This window comes from Bradyrhizobium sp. BR 1433 (assembly GCF_051547665.1).
In the GTDB taxonomy this organism is placed as follows: Bacteria; Pseudomonadota; Alphaproteobacteria; order Rhizobiales; family Xanthobacteraceae; genus Bradyrhizobium; species Bradyrhizobium australafricanum.
This window is the reverse complement of sequence record NZ_JBPUGG010000001.1, coordinates 5,725,426-5,738,577: the sequence shown is the minus strand read 5'-3', so window position 1 is coordinate 5,738,577 and position 13,152 is coordinate 5,725,426. Positions and strand designations below refer to the sequence as shown.

General features: G+C 65.1%; 9 protein-coding genes and 3 pseudogenes. 3 read left to right on the top strand and 9 right to left on the bottom strand.

The features are described 5' to 3' along the window. The first annotated feature begins 3 nt into the window (after positions 1-3). Positions 4-1,773, top strand: coding sequence for a branched-chain amino acid ABC transporter ATP-binding protein/permease (locus tag ACSKB9_RS27585; protein WP_438077059.1), 1,770 nt, complete (start codon positions 4-6; stop codon positions 1,771-1,773). Next, positions 1,770-2,497: pseudogene (locus ACSKB9_RS27580) on the top strand (ABC transporter ATP-binding protein); the annotation flags it as partial. The gene ACSKB9_RS27585 and the pseudogene ACSKB9_RS27580, both read left to right, overlap by 4 nt. An 83-nt stretch (positions 2,498-2,580) precedes the next feature. On the opposite strand, the gene ACSKB9_RS27575 reads toward ACSKB9_RS27580, so the two are convergent. From ACSKB9_RS27575 to ACSKB9_RS27535, 9 genes and pseudogenes are all read right to left on the bottom strand, one after another. Further along, positions 2,581-3,732 (bottom strand): ABC transporter substrate-binding protein, encoded by a 1,152-nt coding sequence (locus ACSKB9_RS27575; protein WP_438077057.1) that lies wholly within the window; start codon positions 3,730-3,732, stop codon positions 2,581-2,583. Between the two features lie 146 nt (positions 3,733-3,878). Further along, positions 3,879-4,300: pseudogene (locus ACSKB9_RS27570) on the bottom strand (acyl-CoA thioesterase). A gap of 62 nt (positions 4,301-4,362) precedes the next feature. Then, on the bottom strand, positions 4,363-5,124 hold the full coding sequence (locus ACSKB9_RS27565; RefSeq protein ID WP_092085349.1) for an SDR family NAD(P)-dependent oxidoreductase: 762 nt from the start codon (positions 5,122-5,124) through the stop codon (positions 4,363-4,365). Between the two features lie 20 nt (positions 5,125-5,144). Further along, a pseudogene (locus tag ACSKB9_RS27560) lies at positions 5,145-7,015 on the bottom strand (feruloyl-CoA synthase). Next, entirely contained in the window at positions 7,012-7,806 is a 795-nt protein-coding gene (locus ACSKB9_RS27555; RefSeq protein ID WP_168857598.1) for a crotonase/enoyl-CoA hydratase family protein, read from the bottom strand. Before ACSKB9_RS27555 ends, ACSKB9_RS27560 begins: the two are co-directional and overlap by 4 nt. 332 nt (positions 7,807-8,138) lie before the next feature. Then, on the bottom strand, positions 8,139-8,600 hold the full coding sequence (locus tag ACSKB9_RS27550; RefSeq protein WP_076832505.1) for a DUF3237 domain-containing protein: 462 nt from the start codon (positions 8,598-8,600) through the stop codon (positions 8,139-8,141). Positions 8,601-8,604: 4 nt separating this feature from the next. Continuing rightward, positions 8,605-9,921 carry a TRAP transporter large permease gene (locus ACSKB9_RS27545; protein ID WP_057015997.1) on the bottom strand — a complete coding sequence of 439 codons (1,317 nt, stop codon included), beginning with the start codon at positions 9,919-9,921 and terminating at the stop codon, positions 8,605-8,607. Positions 9,922-9,927: 6 nt separating this feature from the next. Beyond that, the gene (locus ACSKB9_RS27540) at positions 9,928-10,494 is read right to left on the bottom strand and encodes a TRAP transporter small permease (protein WP_057015996.1); all 567 of its coding nucleotides are present in this window, start codon (positions 10,492-10,494) and stop codon (positions 9,928-9,930) included. A 172-nt stretch (positions 10,495-10,666) separates the two neighbouring features. Next, positions 10,667-11,689, bottom strand: coding sequence for a TRAP transporter substrate-binding protein (locus tag ACSKB9_RS27535; protein WP_438077053.1), 1,023 nt, complete (start codon positions 11,687-11,689; stop codon positions 10,667-10,669). Positions 11,690-11,957: 268 nt separating this feature from the next. Here ACSKB9_RS27535 and pobA point away from each other — a divergent pair, with 268 nt between their 5' ends. Then, positions 11,958-13,127, top strand: a complete 1,170-nt coding sequence (gene pobA, locus ACSKB9_RS27530) for a 4-hydroxybenzoate 3-monooxygenase (protein ID WP_438077051.1) — start codon at positions 11,958-11,960, stop codon at positions 13,125-13,127. The last annotated feature ends 25 nt before the right edge of the window (positions 13,128-13,152 follow it).

The following is a 13,152-nucleotide window of genomic DNA, read 5'->3' as shown; positions in this document are numbered from 1 at the left end:
GCGATGACGCAGCGCCTTCCCCTCATCATCTTCGCGCTCGTGATGGCGGTGATTCCGCTTGTCCCGGGCATCCCGCCGTTCTGGATCGTGCTGCTCGACAATATCGGCCTCGCCGCGCTGGTCGCGATGGGCCTCGTGCTGCTCACCGGCGTCGGCGGCCTGACCTCGTTCGGCCAGGCCGCGTTCTGCGGCTTCGGCGCCTACACCACGGCGGTGCTGACCACCGCCTACGGCGTCTCGCCCTGGCTGACGCTGCCGGCTTCGCTGTTGGTCAGCGGCATCGCCGCCGTGCTGCTCGGCATCGTCACGGTACGGCTATCCGGCCATTATCTGCCGCTCGGCACCATCGCCTGGGGCATCGGGCTGTTCTATCTGTTCAGCAAGCTCGAATTCCTCGGCCGCAACGACGGCATCTCCGGCATTCCCCCGCTGTCGATCGGCTCGTTCAAGATGCTGAGCCCGGATGCGATCTACTACGCGATCTGGGTCGCGGTGCTGCTGTCCGCGCTGCTGACCATGAACCTCTTGGACTCCCGCACCGGGCGCGCGATCCGCGCCTTGCGGCGCGGCCATGTTGCGGCGGAAGCGTTCGGCGTGCAGACGCCCCGCGCCAAGCTGTTGGTGTTCATCTATGCCGCGGTGCTGGCCGGCCTGTCCGGCTGGCTGTATGCGCATTTCCAGCGCGCCGCCAACCCAACGCCGTTCGGCGCGCAGGCCGGCATCGAGTATCTGTTCATCGCCGTGGTCGGCGGCGCGGGCTACGTCTGGGGCGGCGTGCTCGGCGCCGGCATCGTCGTGATCCTCAAGGAGGTGCTGCAGAGCTACCTGCCCTACATCTTCGGCGGCCAGAGCCAGCTCGAGACCATCGTGTTCGGCATCATGCTGGTGCTGCTGCTGCAACTCGCGCCCCAGGGCGTCTGGCCCTGGCTGATGTCGCGGCTGCCGTTCAAGCCCGCCCGCAAGACCCCGGACACGTCCGTGAAGCTGGAGCACCGCGAACAGGCGCCAGGAACGTCTCCGATCCTTCTGCACATCGACAAGGCGCGCAAGCAGTTCGGCGGCGTGCTCGCGGTCAACGACGTCTCGTTCGACGTCAACGCCCGCGAGATCGTCGCGCTGATCGGCCCGAACGGCGCCGGCAAGAGCACGACCTTCAATTTGATCACCGGCGTCCTGACCGCGACCAGCGGCAAGATTTCAGTGCTCGGCAACGAGGTCGCGAACGCTCCGCCGCAGGAGGTCGTCAAGCTCGGCGTTTCCAGGACTTTTCAACACGTCAAGCTGGTGCCCGACATGACCGTGCTGGAGAATGTCGCGATCGGCGCGCATCTGCGCGGCAATTCCGGCGCGATCTCCAGCATGCTGCGGCTCGACCGCGCTGATGAGGCGAGGCTGCTGGCGGAAGCCGCGCGGCAGATCGCGCGCGTCGGCCTGTCGGACCAGATCGACCAGCTCGCGGGCTCGCTGTCGCTCGGACAGCAGCGCATTGTCGAGATCGCCCGCGCGCTGTGCGTCGATCCGATGCTGCTGCTGCTCGATGAGCCGGCCGCCGGCCTGCGCCACATGGAGAAGCAGCGGCTGGCCGCGCTGCTCCGGCAATTGCGCGACGGCGGCATGTCGGTGCTGCTGGTCGAGCACGACATGGGGTTCGTGATGGATCTCGCCGACCGCATCGTGGTGCTGGATTTCGGTACCAAGATCGCCGAGGGCACGCCGGCCGCGATCAAGCGCAACCCCGACGTGATCAAGGCCTATCTCGGAGCCGCCGCATGAGTGCGCTGCTATCGGTGACCGACGTCCACATCTCCTACGGCAAGGTCGAGGCAGTGCGCGGCGTTTCGCTCGACGTCGCCCCGAACGAGATCGTCACCATCATCGGTGCCAACGGCGCCGGCAAGACCACGCTGCTCAACGCCATCATGGGCGTACTGCCGCTGAAGGGCCGCACCAGCTTCGCCGGCGTCGACATGGCGCCGCTCGACATCGAGGACCGCGTCGCCACCGGCCTCGGCCTGGTGCCGAGCATCGCGAATTGTTCGGCACAATGAATGTCGAGGACAATCTCGAGCTCGGCGCCTTCCGGATTGCGAAGGCCGTCGCGGCCGCCTCGCTGGAGCGGGTCTACACGCTGTTTCCGCGGCTCAAGGAGCGGCGCAAGCAGCTTGCCGGCACGCTGTCCGGCGGCGAGCAGCAGATGCTGGCGATGGGCCGCGCGCTGATGGGCGCGCCGAAGCTCTTGATGCTGGACGAGCCGAGCCTCGGCCTCGCTCCGATCATCGTCGCCGACATCTTCCGCATCGTCGGCGAGCTCCGCGCAGCCGGCGTCTCGGTGCTCCTGGTCGAGCAGAACGCCCAGGCCGCATTGCAGATCGCCGACCGCGCCTATGTCATGGAGCTCGGCGAATTCGTGCTGTCAGGCCCCGCGACGGAAATCGCCGCCAACAAGGGCGTCGCCGCGAGCTATCTCGGCTTCCAGCACGAAGGCGAGAGTGCGATTTCAGGCGCCGTCACCCTTACTCCACTGATGAAAAAGCCGGCCCATCGGGACCGGCTCCTTCGTTTTAACGGATCGCGACCGGCTTACATCGCCGGGACGTATTTGCCGTCCTTGACCGTCAGCAGGATACGCGAACGGTCGTCGAGGCCGTAGCGATCCTTTTCGGTCCAGTTGTAAACGCCCTGGGTCGCGACGATCTCCTTCTCGGAGATGAAGGCCTTACGGATCGCCTCGCGGAATTCCGGCGTGCCGGGCTTGGCGGTCTTCAGCGCCACCGGGATGACGCGCTTCATCACCTCGAAGGCGTCGTAGGAGTGGCCGGCGAACTGGCTGCGGCTGTTGGCGCCGTACTTGGCTTCATAGGCGGTGTTCAGTGCCAACCCCGGCTTCTTGGTCAGCGCGCTGTCGGGCTGGGTTTCCGGCGACATGATCGGGCCGGCCGACATGATGACGCCTTCCGCGGCCGCACCGGCGATGCGGATGAAGTCCATGCTGGCGGCGCCGTGGGTCTGGTAGATCAGCCCCTTGTAGCCGCGCTCGCGCAGCGCGGTCTGCGGCAGCGCCGCGGCGGTGCCGGAAGCACCGACGAGGATGGCATCGGGATTGGCGGCGACGAGCTTCAGCACCTGGCCGGCGACCGAGGTATCCGGACGCGCGAAGCGCTCCTCGTCGGTCATGGTCAGGCCCATCGGCACGGCCTGCGCCTTGAAGTCGTTGACCCAGAGATCGCCGTAGGAATCCGAATAGCCGATATAGCCGACGGTCTTGATGTTGTGCGCCTTCATGTGCTCGTAGAGCACCTTGCCCATGATCGGAATCGACTGCGGCAGGTCGACCGACCACTTCATGCGCGCCTCGTTGATCGGGAACGGCGCGAGGCCGAAATGCGGGATGCCGGCCTCGTTGGCGACCGTCGACACCGCGATCGACGGCGGCGTGGTGCAGGAGCCCATGATGATGTCGGCCTTGGACTCGGTGACGAAGCGCCGCGCGTTGGTAGTCGCGGCCGTCGGATCGCCGCCGTCGTCGAGCACGATCAGCTTCAGCGGTACGCCGCCGATCTCCTTCGGCACGAAATCGAGCGCGTTGCGCTCGGGAATGCCGAGTGCCGCGGCGGGCCCCGTGGTCGAGATCGAGATGCCGATGGTGATTTCATTGGTCTGCGCCAGTGCGGGCGCGCCCGGCAGCGCGATGGCTGCTGCGAGCGCCGCGGCGACGAGAGTGGCCTTCCTCATTCATTCCTCCCTGCAGTTAAGTTTTTTGGGTTTAAACCGGTTTTGCGGGCCAATTCAGCCCCTTCTTTAGAGCATGATCCGGAAAAGTGGAAACCGGTTTTCCGAGAGGATCATGCTCCGAAAGTCGAGTCATGAGGGGGTGCGACTCAGCCCTTCATGAAGCGGTCAATGATCTCCTGCGGAAACGGCGCCGATTTCAGCTTGGCGGGATCGTCCGGGTGGCGGCCGACCAGCACCCTGGTCTCGGACGCCTCGATCGCCAGCGCCTCGCCCTTGAACACGCGGTGCACCACCTCGAAGCTCGAGCGCTTGATGCTCTCGACCCGGCTCTCGATGGTAATCCAGTCGCCATGGGTCGACGGGATGTGGAATTTCGCCCGCGTGTCGACCATGGGAATGCCGACCAGGCCGTATTTGTGGACGAGGTCCTGCTTCGAATAGCCGGCGGCCTCGAACATGATCGAGGTCGGAGTTCGTCGAACATCGCGAAGTAGCGCGGGTAGTAGACGATGTTGGCGGGGTCGCAATCGCCCCATTGGATCTGCACGTCGCGCCGATTGACGAACATGGTTTATCCTCGATCGAGCATGAGCGATCCGGAAGGGCGTTCGTGCTCTTCCGGATCATGCTTCAGCGCGGCGCCATCCGGAGCGCGGCATCGAGCCGCACCACTTCGCCGTTCAGATAGGGGTTGTCGATCATGTGCAGTGCCAGCGAGGCGAACTCGTCGGCCTGGCCGAGCCGGCGCGGGAACGGGATCGCGGCGGCGAGCGAATCCTGCGCTTCCTGCGGCAGGCCGGCCAGCAAGGGCGTCATGAACAGGCCGGGCGCGATGGTCAGAACGCGGATGCCGAATTGCGCGAGTTCGCGCGCGATCGGCAGCGTCATCGCGACGATGCCGCCCTTCGATGCCGAATAGGCCGCCTGCCCGATCTGGCCGTCATAGGCCGCGACCGAGGCCGTCGAGATCACGACGCCGCGCTCGCCGGTTGCGAGCGGCTCGAGCTTGGCCATGTCAGCGGTCGCAAGCCGCAACATGTTGAAGGAGCCGATCAGATTGACCTTGATCACCTTGTCGAAGTCGCCCAGCGCCATCGGCCCCTCGCGACCGATCACGCGTTTTGCCACCCCGATGCCGGCACAGTTCACCAGCACGCGCGCGGGGCCGTGCGCCTTGGCGGCGGCGGCCACCGCGGCCTCGGCCGCCGCAGCATCGGCGACGTCGCAGACGACGGGAATGCCGCCGATCTCCGCCGCGACGCTCTCGGCGAGCTTGGCGTTGAGATCGCAGACCGCGACCTTGGCGCCCTGCGCGGCGAGACGGCGCGCGGTCGCAGCGCCCAATCCCGATGCACCGCCGGTGACGATGGCGGCCTGGTCCTTCAACTGCATGGCTTTCTCCTGTTCGAGAACTAGACGAGTGTGATCACCGATGCCGGCGGCACCGGCGCATAAAGCGCTTCGATGATGTCCGTGCGATGCTCCAGCACCGCGCGCTGGTTGATCGAGCCCTTGTCGGTGACCTCGCCGCGATCGATCGACAGCGGCGTGTCGAGCAGGATCGCGCGCGCGATCCGGTTCGACGAGCCGGTGGCGCCGGCCAGGACGCGCGCGAAGCGCTCGCGGAAGGCCGTCCGCACCAGCGGATCATTGGCCGCGACGGCGATGTCGCCAGAGGCGAGCTGCGGATTGATCAGGCGGCAGCCGTCGAGATCGAGGATCACGATCGCGGCGAGCTCGTCGCGGTTGAGCCCCGCGATCACGACGTCGCGCACCAGCGGCGCGCAGGTGCCGACGAAGCGCGCCCGCAACGGTCCGACGCTGACCCAGGTGCCGCTCGCCAGCTTGAAATCCTCGGCGATGCGGCCGTCGAAATCGAAACCGGCATCGAGATCGCCAGCGTCGGCAGGCTTCAGCGCGTCGCCGAACTTGTAAAAGCCCTCCTCGTCGAACGCCTTGGCGGTCAGCTCGGGCTGCCGCCAGTAGCCCGGCGTCACGTTCGGGCCCTTGGCGCGGACCTCGAGCTTGCCGTTGTTCGGAACGAGCTTCGCATCATTGCCCGACACCGGAAGCCCGACATGGCCGGAGCGGCTGGTATCCGGGCGCACCGACATGAAGAACGGCGAGGTCTCGGTGGCGCCGAGGCCGGTCAGGACAGGCACACGATAGCCCTTCTCCTGCACGGCGAGCGCATCGAGGCTGTTCCAGACGAACGGCGACAGCGCGGCGCCCGAGAAGAACATCGCGTGCAGCCGGTCGAAGATCTTGCCCGCAGACCGGCGTCGTCGCGCAGATAGGGCAGCAGCAATTCATAGCCCTTGGGCACGTTGAAATAGACCGTCGGCGAGATCTCGCGCAGGTTACGCACCGTCTCCTCGATGCCGCCGGGCATCGGCTTGCCCTCATCGAGATGCATCGAGCCGCCGTTATAGAGCGTCAGCCCGACGTTATGGTTGCCACCAAAGGTGTGATTCCACGGCAGCCAGTCGACGATCACCGGCGGCTCGTCCTTGAGGAACGCCAGCGTCTCGCGCAGCATCACCTGGTTGGCGCAGATCATGCGCTGGGTGTTAATAACGGCCTTGGGATTGCCGGTCGACCCCGACGTCAGCAGGAATTTCGCGATCGTGTCCGGACCGATTGCCGCATGGGCCGCATCGAGACGCGGGTCTTCCGGCGTCGCCAAGAGACCGGCGAGGCGCGTCACCTCACGGCCGGGCACGGTCCCACGGCTCGCGGCGATCTCGACATCGGATCCGACATTGGCACGCAGCGCGTCGGCGAACTTGTCGGCATCGTCGACGAAGATGAGCCCGGGCGTCAGAAGCTTGATGACGAAGCTCAGCTTGCCATAGTCGCGCGACACCAGCGAATAGGCCGGCGACACCGGGCAGAACGGAACGCCGGCATAGAGCGCGCCGAGCGCCATCAGGGCATGATCGATCGAATTGCCCGACAGGATCACGATCGGCCGCTCGGCCGACAATCCGCGCGCGATCAATGCGGAGGCGATGCGCATGATAGCCTCGAGCAATTGCGCGTAGGTGATTTGCCGCCAGCCGCCACCGGGGGCACGCTCGGCCATGAACACGCGGTTCGGCTCGGCCTTTACCCAGTGGTGCAGGCGATCGGTGAGGCGAACCGGAAAATCGGCGAGGCTGAGCTTCGGTCGGAGATAGATGGTGCCGTCGTCGCGGCGCTCGACGGTAACGTCGGGATTACCGAACGAGATCGGGCGCAGCGGATGCGCGCTCGCAGTGTTCGCAGACGGCGCGGCGCTCATGTCGGCTTTACCTTGGCGGTCTTGCGATCAAGAAACGCGCGGATGCGCTTCTTGGCTTCCTTGTCGCTCTGCGCCACCGTCGCCATCAGCGATTCCATCAACAGGCCGGTCTGCGGATTGGCCTCGGCGATCATCGGCAGCGCCTGCAACACGGCGAAGTTGGTCAGCGGCGCATTGGCGGCGACGCGCTCGGCAAGCTCCAGCGCTTTCGGCAGCGCGCCGTCGGCCTCGGTGAGGTATTGCGAGAAGCCGTAGGCGGCGCCCTCGGTCGCCGAATAGACCCGCCCGGTCAGCATCATGTCCGCCATCCTGGGCACGCCGATCAGGCGCGGCAACCGCACCGATCCGCCGCCGCCGACGAAGATGCCGCGCTGGCCCTCGGGCAGCGCGAAATAGGCCGACGGCTCGGCGACGCGGATATGCGCGGCGCAAGCCAACTCCAGTCCGCCGCCGATCACCGCGCCCTTCAGTGCGGCGATGACAGGCACGCGGCAATACTGGATGCGGTCGAACACGCGGTGCCACATCTGGGAATGCACCAGGCCCTCGGTGGCGTCGCGCTCGGTCAGTTCGGAGAGGTCGAGGCCGGACGAGAAGTGATCGCCGATGCCATGGATGACGACGGCGCCGACCGCATCCGGTATCGCGGAGAAGCAATCCCGCAGCGCCAGGATGATGCCGTCGTTCAGCGCATTGCGCTTGGCGGGACGGTTCAGCCCGACCGTCAGCACCGCCCCTCGCGTCTCGATCCTGAGCAGCGAAGCGTCTCCCTCGCCGGCAGCGTTTCCCATGGCGTTATTGTTTCCCGTTCAGAATAGTTATGTTTTATAACGATTAGCGGGAGAGTCAATATGGGCGCGCACGGCTGGTGGCCATCGACCCTTCGAGACGGCCGCTGCGCGGCCTCCTCAGGGTGACGGTGATGGAGTTGATACGCGCGGCTCCCTCCACCCGTCGTCCCTGCGAAAAGCGGGGACCCATAACCACAAACGGTTATTGCTGCGCGACGGCGGAACGACGAGTCCCGTTCACGGCACAGACCGCGGAGTATGGGTCCCTGCTTCGCAGGGACGACACCGAATGTGTGGCGGATCCCGGCGGGTGAGACGGCAAGTGTGCGAAGCTACAGCACCTGATGCACGTCGATCACGACGCGGTCGGCGTGGCGGGCGGCGGAGCCGACGAAGATGTGCTGCATCAGCCAGCGGTAGTTTTCGGCGCCGGTTTCGAATTTCGGCACGGTGCGGAAATAGATCAGCTTCGGGTCGACCGGCTCGCCGCGCTTCAGCTTCTGCAACAGCTCGACCGGCCCGAAGCGGATGCCCTTGTTCTCGACATAGACGACGGCGCCGTCGTCGGTCTCGAACGCATATTTCGCCTCCAGCTCGATCAGCTCATTGGGCCGGATGATCTGGAAGTCCGCACCGAACGCCAGCACCTTGCCGTTGACCTTCTCGCCCTTCACCTCGCCGCCGATGATCGGAATGATGCGGCGGACGCCGGTGCCGATGTCGCCGGCGGACGTCACCTCCGCGATCCGGGCGGTGATGGTGAAGACGTATCTGGTCTCAAGCTCGGGATTCATAGGCCTAACCAATCATGCGCTGCGGCAGCCAGGTCGCAAGCAGCGGGAACAGGATCAGGATCACCAGCCGGATCAGGTCGGTGATGACGAACGGCAGCACCCCGACAAAGATCGTCGACATGTTGACGTCCTTGATGACGCTCTTGATCACGAACACGTTCATACCGACCGGCGGATGGATCAGGCCGAGCTCGACCGTCATGACGATGATGATGCCGAACCAGATCGGATCGAAGCCGAGCGCGGTCACCACCGGAAACACGATCGGCACGGTGAGGATCACCATCGCCATCGCGTCCATCAGGCAGCCGAGCACCAGATACATCAGGAGGATCAGCGCCAGCACGCCATAGGGGCCGATGCCAAGCCCGGTGAGGAATTCAGTGACGTGCTGCGGCGTCTGGGTGATGGTGAGGAAATAGCCGAAGCAGAGCGCGCCGATCAGCACCGTGAACACGGCGGCCGCGGTGCGCGTCGCCTGCAGCAGCGATTGCAGGATGCCGTCCCTGGTCAGCTTGCCGCGGAGGATACCGATGATGAAGGCGCCCACCGCGCCGACCGCGCCGGCTTCGGTCGGGACAAAGAAGCCGCCATAGAGCCCGCCGATCACGAACAGGAACAGCAGCAGCGGCGACCAGACGTCGCGCAGCGCAACGAAGCGCTCGTGCCACGACGCCTTCTTTCCCGCCGGCAGGAAAGCGGGCCGCGTCACGCCGATGATACCGATCGTGATCATATGCATCAGGATCGCGAGCAGGCCCGGCACCACGCCCGCGATGAACAGCTTGCCGATGTCCTGCTGGGTGATGATGCCGTAGACCGCGAGCACGGTGGACGGCGGCAGCATCGCTCCGAGCGTGCCGCCAACCGCGATCACGCCGGCGGCGAATGATTGCGGATAGCCGAAGCGGCGCATCTCGGGATAGGCGACGGCCGAGAAGGTCGCGGCGGTCGCGACCGACGAGCCGGAGATCGCGGCGAAGCCGCCGCAGGCGGCGATCGTCGCAATGCCGAGCCCACCCTTCCAATGGCCGACGAAGGTGTTGGCGGCGCGGAACAGCTCGCGGCTGATTCCCGAGACCGACACGAAGGCGCCCATCAGCAGGAACATCGGGATCACGCCGAAGGAATAATCCGTCACCGTGCGCATCGTGGTCTGGCCGACCAGCTTGAGCGCCGGCGCGAAGCCGGTGAGATAGCCAAAGCCGGTGATGCCGACGAGACCCATCGCCATGCCGACGGGGACACGGAGCAGCATCAGCACGAACAGGCTGACAAAGCCGATGACGGCGACGGTCTCGGGACTGAGGTCGAGACTCATGGCCGTCTACTCCGCGGTCTTGATCTTGGCATCATGGATATCTTCCGGATGGAAGATCAGGCGGTAGGTGCGGATCGCGATCAGCAGCACCGCGGAGACGTCGCCGATCCACGACACCAGGAAGAACGGCCAGACCGGCACGCCGAGATCCATGGTGACGATATGGCTGTTCCTGGTGTCGATCACCTTGTCGACCAGCGTGTAGGTCTGCACGCTCACCACGAACAGCAGCACCAGCGTCGCGAAGATGTCGATCCAGCGCTGGTAGCGCGGCGAGGCATTGGCCCAGACCAGATCCACCGTAATGTGGGTACCGCGATAGCTCGTCGCCGCAATTCCCCAGAAGATCAGGATGCCGAGCAGGAACTGGCCGAAATTGTAGTAGTCGGGGATCGTCACCGCGAAGAATTTGCGCATGAACACCGCGGTGAAGGTGTTGAGCGCGACGACGCCAACGAAGAAGGCCGCGACCCATTCGATCGAATCGATGAAGCGATCCATGAAATTCTTGCGCGCCGGCTCGGGTGGGCCGGTGATCGCGCCGTCTTGGGAAACTTCGGCAGATTGCGTCATGCGTTGCTTCGATGAGCTCCCTCTCCCCCGCTCTTGCGGGGAGAGGGTTGGGGTGAGGCGCTGCTTCCACGAGTCGTGAATGCGGTGAGACCTGTACCCCCTCACCCGGATCGCATCTGACGATGCGATCCGACCTCTCCCCGCAAGCGGGGAGAGGTGAAGGGGAGCGGGATCAGATCCCCGCCTCGAACTTCTTCAGCGTGGCCTGCAGATCGGCATCGATCTTTGCCGCATCGCCGCCGGCCTTTTTCACCGCCTCGGCCCAGCTGTCGCGCAGCGGCTTGACCGCCTTCTTCCACTCGGCGAGCTGATCCGAAGTCAGCGGATAGACCTCGTGGCCTTCCAGCGCCTTCATCTTGGTGCGGCCATTGGCTTCGAAATCGGTCCAGGGGTCGGTGACCTTGGAGGTCCATTCCGGCGTGCAGTGATCGTCGATCACCTTCTTCTGGGCAGCCGACATCGAATTATATTTGGCGAGGTTCATGTTGTAGGTGAACACCGTCGAATAGAGCGGCACGTCCATGTGGTACTTCACCACCTTGTCGATGCCGAACAGGAAGATCGAGCCCCAGGGGAAGGTGATCTCGTCGGCCACGCCGCGCTCGATCGCGTCGCGCGATTCCGGCGCGGAGGCCTGCACATTGGTGCCGCCGAACATCTTCACCATCTCGCCGATGGTGCTCTGCGCGGGACGCACCTTGGCGCCGGAGAGGTCGCTCGGCAGCACGATCTTCTTCTTGCCGTGCAGCGCGCCCGGATCGTGGATGAAGGCGAAGCACAGCTTGGTGTCCTTCATCTCGGTCGGCGCATATTTGTGATACCACTCGTTCAGCGCCAGCGTGCCCTTCTTGCCGTCGGAGAAGGTGAACGGAAGCTGGCCGGCGGCCGCGATCGGGAAACGGCCGGGCTGATAGCCAGGATTGACATAGGTGACGTCGGCGATGCCGTCGCGCGCCATGTCGTAATGGTCGAACGCCTTGCCGAGTTGCTCGGACGGAAACACGGTGACCTTGATGGTGCCGCCCGATGCCTTCTCGATGTCGGCGGCCCAGGCCTGGGTCGCGGGCACCAGCGGATGCGCCGGCGGCACCCATAGCGACACCTTGAGATTGACGGTCTTGTCCTGCGCGACGGCAGGTCCCGCGGCCGGCACGATGGCGGCGGCCATCAACACCGCCAACATTGTCTTCCTCATCACGTCTCCTCCTCTCCAGGACGGGCTTCGTGCCCGGCTCATTACTTAACATGTTATCTAATTCGCGCGGATATTCAAGATGAAATCCGGCGGGCGGACGCCTCGTCGCACCCTCCGCCCGGTCCCGCGCCACCGCATCTTGCGCTGCGGCGAACGCGCGGGTCCCGCGCAAATCCGCCTTGCCAAAATCGTTATATGATATAGTTGCCTTGGCAAGTTGCCGGCGCGGGCACCGGCTAAAAGCCTATCCGATCGGGAGGACAAGGTATTGCGGACAAAAGTAGCAATCATTGGTGCAGGTCCGGCCGGACTGTTGCTTGGGCAACTACTTCATACTTTCGGCGTAGACAACATCATTCTTGAGCGGCAGACCCCGGACTATGTGCTGGGGCGGATTCGCGCCGGGCTGCTCGAGGAAGGCACCGTGTCGCTGCTCGAGAGCGTCGGCGCCGCTGCCCGGCTGCACCAGGAGGGCCTCGTCCATCACGGTCTCGAACTGGCGTTCGGCGGCGCACGGCACCGCATCGACCTGCATGGTTCGACCGGCAAGACCGTGACCATCTACGGCCAGACCGAGGTCACGCTCGACCTGATGAATGCCCGCAAGGCGGCTGGCCTGACCTCGATCTACTCGGCGGCCGACGTCAAGCCGCTTGATTTCGATACCGATCATCCGCGCGTCAGCTACGTCAAGGACGGCGTCACCCACGAGATCGCCTGCGACTTCATCGCCGGCTGCGACGGCTTCCACGGCATCAGCCGCGCCAGCATGCCGGCGTCGGCGATCACCAGCTACGAACGGGTGTATCCGTTCGGCTGGCTTGGCATCCTCTCGGAGACGCCGCCGGTCTCGCCGGAGCTGATCTACAACAACCACGAGCGCGGCTTTGCGCTGTGCACGATGCGCTCGTCCCACCGCAGCCGCTATTACGTGCAGTGCCCGCTCGACGATCATGTCGACCAATGGTCGGACGAGCGGTTCTGGGACGAATTGAAGCGGCGCCTCGACCAGAAGGCCGCCGACGAGATCGTCACCGGCCCCTCGATCGAAAAGAGCATCGCGCCGCTGCGCAGCTTCGTCGCCGAGCCGATGCGGTTCGGCCGCATGTTTCTGGCGGGCGACGCCTCGCACATCGTGCCGCCGACCGGTGCCAAGGGCCTCAACCTTGCCGCCAGCGACGTGCATTATCTGTCGCAGGCGCTGCGCGAATACTACGACGAGAAATCCTCCGCCGGCATCGATGCCTATTCGGCGAAAGCGCTGGCGCGGGTCTGGAAGGCGGTGCGCTTCTCCTGGTGGATGACCTCGATGCTGCACAAATTCCCCGACGAGGGCGAATTCGCCGCGCGCATCCAGATCGCCGAGCTCGACTACCTCGTCAGCTCGAAGGCGGCGTCGACCTCGCTGGCGGAGAATTACGTGGGGCTGCCGTTCTGATCACCGACTGCCGGCTTCGTCATCC